Annotated in this window: 8 protein-coding genes and 1 pseudogene; 3 read left to right on the top strand and 6 right to left on the bottom strand. The window is 62.6% G+C overall.

The genetic code is table 11. The features are described 5' to 3' along the window. From VIW95_RS09375 to VIW95_RS09350, 6 genes and pseudogenes are all read right to left on the bottom strand, one after another. Positions 1-529: pseudogene (locus tag VIW95_RS09375) on the bottom strand (ornithine carbamoyltransferase); the annotation flags it as partial. A gap of 17 nt (positions 530-546) precedes the next feature. After that, positions 547-1,734, bottom strand: coding sequence for an aspartate aminotransferase family protein (locus VIW95_RS09370; protein WP_331585732.1), 1,188 nt, complete (start codon positions 1,732-1,734; stop codon positions 547-549). After that, positions 1,731-2,675, bottom strand: coding sequence for an acetylglutamate kinase (gene argB / locus VIW95_RS09365; RefSeq protein ID WP_331585730.1), 945 nt, complete (start codon positions 2,673-2,675; stop codon positions 1,731-1,733). Before argB ends, VIW95_RS09370 begins: the two co-directional genes overlap by 4 nt. A 105-nt stretch (positions 2,676-2,780) precedes the next feature. Then, the gene (gene hslU, locus VIW95_RS09360) at positions 2,781-4,151 is read right to left on the bottom strand and encodes an ATP-dependent protease ATPase subunit HslU (protein ID WP_331585728.1); all 1,371 of its coding nucleotides are present in this window, start codon (positions 4,149-4,151) and stop codon (positions 2,781-2,783) included. Positions 4,152-4,178: 27 nt separating this feature from the next. Continuing rightward, a complete protein-coding gene (hslV, locus tag VIW95_RS09355) occupies positions 4,179-4,751 on the bottom strand; it encodes an ATP-dependent protease subunit HslV (protein WP_349259314.1) in 573 nt (190 codons plus the stop codon). After that, on the bottom strand, positions 4,732-5,691 hold the full coding sequence (locus tag VIW95_RS09350; protein WP_331585726.1) for a tyrosine recombinase XerC: 960 nt from the start codon (positions 5,689-5,691) through the stop codon (positions 4,732-4,734). The genes hslV and VIW95_RS09350 overlap by 20 nt, the downstream gene beginning before the upstream one ends. Positions 5,692-5,821: 130 nt before the next feature. On the opposite strand from VIW95_RS09350, the gene VIW95_RS09345 reads away from it, so the two are divergent. From VIW95_RS09345 to VIW95_RS09335, 3 genes are all read left to right on the top strand, one after another. Next, positions 5,822-6,091 carry a hypothetical protein gene (locus VIW95_RS09345; protein WP_331585724.1) on the top strand — a complete coding sequence of 90 codons (270 nt, stop codon included), beginning with the start codon at positions 5,822-5,824 and terminating at the stop codon, positions 6,089-6,091. Then, the gene (locus VIW95_RS09340) at positions 6,088-6,516 is read left to right on the top strand and encodes a hypothetical protein (RefSeq protein WP_331585722.1); all 429 of its coding nucleotides are present in this window, start codon (positions 6,088-6,090) and stop codon (positions 6,514-6,516) included. Before VIW95_RS09345 ends, VIW95_RS09340 begins: the two co-directional genes overlap by 4 nt. Then, the coding region (locus VIW95_RS09335) for an NTP transferase domain-containing protein (protein ID WP_331585719.1) at positions 6,503-6,954 on the top strand (452 nt) is incomplete at its 3' end. The genes VIW95_RS09340 and VIW95_RS09335, both read left to right, overlap by 14 nt.

Below are 6,954 nucleotides of genomic sequence, written 5' to 3'. Positions count from 1 at the left end.
CGAAACCCGCGAGAGCAGCGGCTTCGATCCAGCTCTGCGCGAGGTTGAAGCCGTCGCCCACGAACGCCACGCGCACCTTGCTGAGGTCGCGCCCGAAACGTTCCTGCAGCGTCATGAGATCGGCGAGCAACTGGCACGGCTGCAGCAAATCGGTGAGGCCGTTGATTACCGGCACGCTGGCCTCGCGCGCCAGCTCGACCGCAGTCTCGTGCGAGAACGTGCGAATCATGATCAAATCCACGGCTCGCGAAATGTTTCGCGCGACGTCCTTGACCGATTCGCGCTCGCCGATACCGATATCATTCGGCGCGAGATAAATCGCATGTCCGCCGAGTTGCGCCATGCCCGTTTCGAACGTGACGCGCGTGCGCAACGACGGCTTCTGAAAAACCATCGCGAGGGTACGGCCGCGCAGGTACGGATGGTCGAGTCCAATCTTCAGCTCGGACTTGAGCCGCGCGCCGAGCGCCAGCAGTCCGTTGAGTTCAGCCGGCGAGAGCGAGCTGAGATCGAGAAAATCGCGTTTCATCTGGCGTGCACCGCGGCTCATTTCGGAATCGGCGCGTTCCTGAATGCATTCTCGATAATCGCGAGGCCCGCGTCCGCCTCCTCGCGCGTGAGGTTCAGCGGCGGCAGCAATCGCAGCACGTTGCCTGCCGTGCCGTTGACCAGCAGCCGATTCCTGAGACACTCCTCGACGATCGGACGCGCGTCGTGCTTGAGCACCACGCCGACGATCATGCCGAGTCCGCGGACCTCGACGATTCGATCGCACGAGCGCGCAAATTTCGCGAGCCGCTCGAGCATGTAGGCGCCGACGCTCGATGCGTTCTCCAGCACGCCGTCCTGCTCGAGCGCTTCGATCACCGCGACCGCCGCCGCACACGCCACCGGATTTCCACCGAACGTGCTGCCGTGGCTCCCGGGCGTAAAACTCGACGCTATCTCGGCGCGCGCGATCATCGCGCCAATCGGGAGCCCACCGCCAAGCGCCTTGGCCAGCGTCACGATGTCGGGCTTGATGCCGACATGCTCGAACGCGAAAAATTTCCCCGTGCGGCCCATTCCGGTCTGCACTTCGTCCAGTATCAGCAGCATCTTGTTGCGATCGCACCAGTCGCGCACTCGCTTCAGGTAGTCCGCATGCGGCACCACCACGCCGCCCTCGCCCTGGATAGGTTCGATCATCACGCCGACGGTTTCGTCGCGCCGCGCGCGATCGAGCGCCGCGACGTCGTCGAACGGGATCATCCTGAAGCCCGGCATCAGCGGCTGAAACCCCTGATGGTATCGCTCCTGGCCGGTCGCGCTCACCGTCGCGAGCGTGCGTCCGTGGAACGAGCCGAGCGTCGTCAAAATCTCGAAACGCCCGCTGCCCCATCGCCGCGCGAGCTTGATCGCGGCCTCGTTCGCTTCGGCGCCCGAGTTGCCAAGGAAGACCTTCCCGTCGCCGAAATGATTTGCCAACTTCTCGACCAGGCGCGCGGTCGGCTCGGTGTGGAAGACGTTGGAAACGTGCGTGAGCTTTTCCGCCTGCTCCTTGATCGCGCGCACCACGCGGGGATTTCCATGACCGAGGCTGGTGACCGCGAGCCCGCAGAAAAAATCCAGATAGCGGTTGCCGTCGGCGTCATATAGGTACGCGCCATGCCCGCGCGCGAACGCGAGCGGCAGGCATCCGTACACATCGACCATATTGCGATGCGTGAGTTCTATTATCTCAGTGTTGTTCATCGAGCTTTGCCCCCGCCCTGTGCGCTGCGGGCAGGGTCCGTCAACGCCGACACTTTGGCGCGGCGCTGCACCACTTCAGTGCCGATTCCCGAGCGGGTGAAGATTTCGAGCAGCACCGCGTGCTTGTTGCGGCCGTCGATTATGTGCGTCTTCGCGACGCCCTTGTTCAGCGCCTCGATGCAGCATTCGACCTTCGGAATCATCCCTTCGTGAATGACGCCGCGCGCGATCAGGCGTCGCGCTTCCGCAGCGTCGAGCGTCGAGAGCAGCTTGCCGTCCTTGTCCTTCACCCCTTCGACGTCGCTCAGCAGGATCAATTTCTCCGCCTTGAGCGCGGCCGCGATTTCGCCCGCCGCAGTGTCGGCATTGATGTTGTAAGTCTGGCCGTCGCGTCCGAATCCGGTCGGCGCAATTACCGGGATGAAGTTGCTCGCCTCGAGCGTGCGCAGCACTTCCGGATTGACGCGATCGACCTCGCCGACCAGCCCAATATCGACGCGCGAGCGCTTGCCGTTGTCATCGGTGACGACCATCCGCATCTTGCGCGACCTGATCAGGTCGCCGTCCTTGCCCGACAGCCCGACCGCGCGGCCGCCCATCCGCGAAATCGTCGCGACGAGATCCTTGTTGATTCTCTGCAGCACCATCTCGGCCGCTTCCATCGTCGCCGGATCGGTCACGCGCATCCCGCGCACGAAGCGCGACTTCAGCCCGAGCTTGCCGATCAGTTCGGTAATCTGCGGCCCGCCGCCGTGCACAACTATCGGGTTGATGCCGACCAGATCGAGCAGCACGACTTCCTGCGCGAAACTTTCGCGCAGCTCCTCGGTCTGCATCGCGTGCCCGCCGTACTTGATGACAAATGTTTTGCCGCGAAACCGCCGGATGTACGGCAGCGCCTCGATCAGCACGTCGGCTCGATTGTGAGTAGCCTCTTTCACGCCTCAAAGAACCTCGCCCAAAAGGGAAATCAAAACAGTATTGCGCGCGCGGCGCAATGCATTGCCTGCGTGGCAGTTAATACCAGCGTAACGATTGAACGGGAGCTACAGAATATAGCGCGACAGGTCTTCGTCCTTGACGATCTCGTCCAGGCGGCCGTGAACGTATGAGGCGTCGATCGTCAGCTCTTTTTCCTGCAGCTCCGGCGCGTTGAATGACAGCTCTTCCAGCAGCCGCTCGAGCACGGTATGCAACCGGCGCGCGCCGATATTTTCCGAGCGCGCGTTGACCTTCGCCGCGATTTCCGCCAGCGCCGCGACCCCGTCCTCGGTGAAGCGCATGTGCAAGCCCTCGGTGTCCATCAGCGCGACGTATTGCCGCGTCAGCGCGTTTTCGGGCTCGGTCAGGATGCGAATGAAGTCCTCGCGCGTGAGCGCTTTCAGCTCGACGCGAATCGGAAAGCGTCCCTGGAACTCGGGAATCAGGTCCGACGGCTTCGACGTGTGAAACGCACCCGAAGCGACAAACAGAATGTGGTCGGTCCGGACCGCGCCGTATTTCGTGTTAACCGTAGAGCCTTCGACGATCGGCAGCAGGTCACGCTGCACACCCTCGCGCGAGACGTCAGGCCCATGCGACTCGCGGCCCGCAATTTTGTCTATCTCGTCGATAAACACGATGCCCGACTGCTCCGCGCGCGTGATCGCCTCGTGCGCCACCGTCTCCATATCCACCAGCCGCGCCGCTTCTTCCGTCGTGAGCAACTCGAGCGCCTCGGGGATTTTCACTTTGCGGTTGCGCGCCTTCTTCGGCATGAGCTGATTCATCAGCTCCTTCATATTGAGGCCCATCTCTTCCATGCCCTGCGGCGTGAAGACCTCGATATTCGGCGCGGCGTTGGCGCTGACTTCGAGCTCGACCTCGCGATCGTCCAGGTGGCCGCCGTTCAGCAGCTTGCGCAATTTCTCGCGCGTGTCCTTGTGCGAGTCGTTGTCGAGAACCTCGACATGCCCCTCCGGCGTGATACCCGCGGGACGGCGAACTTTGGTCGGCGCTGGGAACAGCAGATCGAGCAGTCGCTCCTCGGCGTTCTCGCGCGCCTTGACTGCGACGCGATCGCGCGCCTCGTCGCGCACCATCTTGACCGCACATTCCGCCAGGTCGCGAATCATCGACTCGACATCGCGCCCGACGTAGCCGACTTCGGTGTAGCGCGACGCTTCCACTTTGACGAACGGCGCCTGCGCCAATCGCGCGAGCCGCCGCGCAATCTCGGTCTTGCCGACGCCGGTCGGTCCGATCATCAAAATGTTCTTCGGCGCAATTTCGTCGCGCAAATCCGGCGCGACGTTCTGCCGCCGCCAGCGGTTGCGCAGCGCGATCGCAACTGCGCGCTTCGCGTCGTGCTGCCCGACAATATAGCGGTCGAGCTCCGAGACGATCTCGCGCGGCGTCATCACTTGTGGAACTGTCATCGAATGAAAACTTCCTGCAGGTAGTGGCTATAACTCTTCGAAGACGAATTCGTCGTTGGTGTAAACGCAGACTTCCGACGCGATTTTCATCGCGCCTTCAGCAATCTGGCGCGCCGTCATCCCGGAGCCGTGGCGAATCAGCGCGCGCGCCGCCGACAACGCATAGTTGCCGCCCGATCCAATCGCCAGGATTCCATCGTCGGGCTCGAGCACGTCGCCGACGCCCGAAATCAGCAGCGAGCTCTCCTTATCCGCGACCACGAGCATCGCCTCCAGCCGCCGCAGGATTCGATCCGTGCGCCAGTCCTTGGCCAGCTCAACCGCTGCGCGCCGCAGCACTCCATTGTATTCCTGCAGCTTCGATTCGAACTTGTCGAACAGCGTCAGAGCATCGGCGGTCGAGCCCGCGAATCCGGCCAGCACGCGATCCTGATGCAGCCGGCGCACTTTCTTCGCCTTGCTCTTCATGATCGTTTGTCCAACGCTTACCTGCCCGTCACCCGCGATCACGACGCGCCCTTGGTGGCGCACGCTCAGAATCGTCGTGTGGCGAATTTCGGCGCCCGGTTCGATACCCCTGTCAGACTCGCGGAAAGGCACGTCGATAAACCTCTTTCAAATGATTCACGCTCACATGAGTATATCGCTGCGTCGTCGCCAGGCTCGCATGACCGAGCATCTCCTGTATCGATCGCAGGTCCGCTCCATTACCAAGCATATGCGTCGCGAAAGAATGACGCAGCCCGTGCGGCGTGACGCCGGCGGTGATGCCGGCCGCCTCGATTCTGCGCTGCAGGATCAGCTCGACGCTGCGCGTGGTCAGCCGGCCGCCGCGAAGATTGGTGATCACGGGACCGTCATGCTCCCACGCAACCGGCATCGCGGTCTTCCACTTTTTCAACGCATCGAGCGCCGGCTCACCAAGCGGCACCAGCCGATCCTTGTTGCCCTTGCCCGCGCGGATCATCACCATCCCAAGCTCTTCGTCGATATCTCGCCAATTGAGCCCGACCAGCTCACCGACGCGCAGGCCTGATGAGTACAACGTCTCGAGGATCGCGCGATCGCGGATCGACGCGGGCGTCCAGTCGTCCGGCGCCAGCGAAAATTCGAGCAGCCGTCGAACTTCATCCTCCTGCAATATCGACGGCAGGCGCCGCTCGTTCTTCGGCGAGCGAATCGTTCGCGCCGGACTCTCCGCGCCCATCGTCGTTTCGCGATAACGAAAAAACGCCTTGATCGCGCTCAGTCGGCGCTGGACGGTCGCGCGGGCAGCTTTGTTCTTCATCAATTCAGCCAGGTAGCTGCGGACGTGATCCGCCGTGATGCTCGTAACGTCGATCTCATCAACTCGTTTGCCCAATATCGCCGCCCGCTCGAGCAGGAAGCTTCGGAACCCGAGCAGGTCGCGGCGATAGTTCGTCACCGTATTGTCGGCCGCGCGCGACGCCTTCTTTAGCGCCGCAGCAAACGCCTCCACTTCCTGCTCCATCAACCGCACCCCCATCGTCCGCGCCTCCGTCGTCTCGCGCGCACCCACTTGAGCGGCTATGCTATCAGCGGCGATTCGGCCGAAAAAGCGTGCATTTACAAGCCCCCCGCATTCCAGTCCCGCGGAGCACCATGCCGCACGAAGAACTCGCCGCTTCGCCATGAACTGTTGGCATTGCGTGAGGAAAATCGAAGTCGCCACTGGCGACCGAATCGGCTTTCGTGACGAATGCCCCGGATGCGGCCGCGCGCTCCATTCATGTCGCAACTGCGGCTTCTACGATCCGGCCTGCAACAACAGTTGCCGCGAACCAATGGCGGAGCGGGTGGTGGACAAGGAACGATTCAACTTCTGCGAATATTTCGTACCCGGCGACGCAGCCGTCAAGCCGCCCGCCAAGACGGGCGCGCAGGACAAGCTGGAGGCTCTCTTCAAGAAAAAATCATGACACTGGGAACACCTCAGCTTCGTGACCGATGCGCCGAGCTACTTTTCATCGCGGCGTTCGCTTCGCTCGTCGCCACCGGATGCCATCCCGCGAACAGCGCGCGCGGCGTCGTCGATCGCTTCATCGACCAATATTATGTAGCGATCGACCTGAAGGCGGCCGAGCCATTCTGCACCGGCCTCGCGCTCGACAAGCTGCATCACGAGATGCAACTGATCGGCAACCAGAAAATCGACGCCAACACGCGCAAGCCGGTCGTGCACTACCGGCTGACCGCCGAGCGCGACGCCACCGACCACATCGAGTTCCTGTTTCGCGCAACGATTGATGTGCCCGAAGGCGGCACCTTCAATCGCAACTGGATGATAACGGCGCGCAAGGACGCCGATACATGGAAAGTCTCGAACTTCGATGACTACGAATAGCGTCGCCGCGATCGTTCTCGCCGCCGGCAAAGGGACCCGGATGCGCTCTCAGCGCGCGAAAGTCCTGCACGAGCTTGGCGGAGAACCGATGATCGCGCGCGCGCTTCGCGCCGTCGCCGCAATCGAGGCGGATCCAATCGTTATCGTCGTCGGGCACCAGGCGCGCGAAGTCGAAGCCGCGATAAAATTCGCGAACGCGCGATTTGCGCTCCAGGAGCCGCAGCGCGGCACCGGCGACGCCGCGCGATACGCCGTCGATCAGCTTCCCGCGAACTTCACCGGCGACGTGCTCATCACTTACGGCGACATGCCTGCCATCAAAGCGGCAACCCTACGCGCCTTCCTGGACGCGCATCGAAAGCGCGGCGCCAAGCTCTCGTTCATCAGTATAGTTCTTGACGATCCCGCCGCGTACGGCCGCGTGATTCGCGATGCGGC

Origin of the sequence: Binatus sp. (SeqCode) (assembly GCF_036522015.1) — a bacterium.
In the GTDB taxonomy this organism is placed as follows: domain Bacteria; phylum Desulfobacterota; class Binatia; order Binatales; family Binataceae; genus Binatus.
Note: the sequence above shows the minus strand (reverse complement) of the source record. Positions and strands in the feature narration are given on the sequence as shown.

Bases quoted from the DNA above. Each gene is read 5' to 3' on its own strand.
- VIW95_RS09370 (WP_331585732.1), bottom strand. From the start codon at position 1,734: ATGAACAACACTGAGATAATAGAACTCACGCATCGCAATATGGTCGAT.
- hslU (WP_331585728.1), bottom strand. From the start codon at position 4,151: ATGACAGTTCCACAAGTGATGACGCCGCGCGAGATCGTCTCGGAGCTC.
- VIW95_RS09340 (WP_331585722.1), top strand. From the start codon at position 6,088: ATGACACTGGGAACACCTCAGCTTCGTGACCGATGCGCCGAGCTACTT.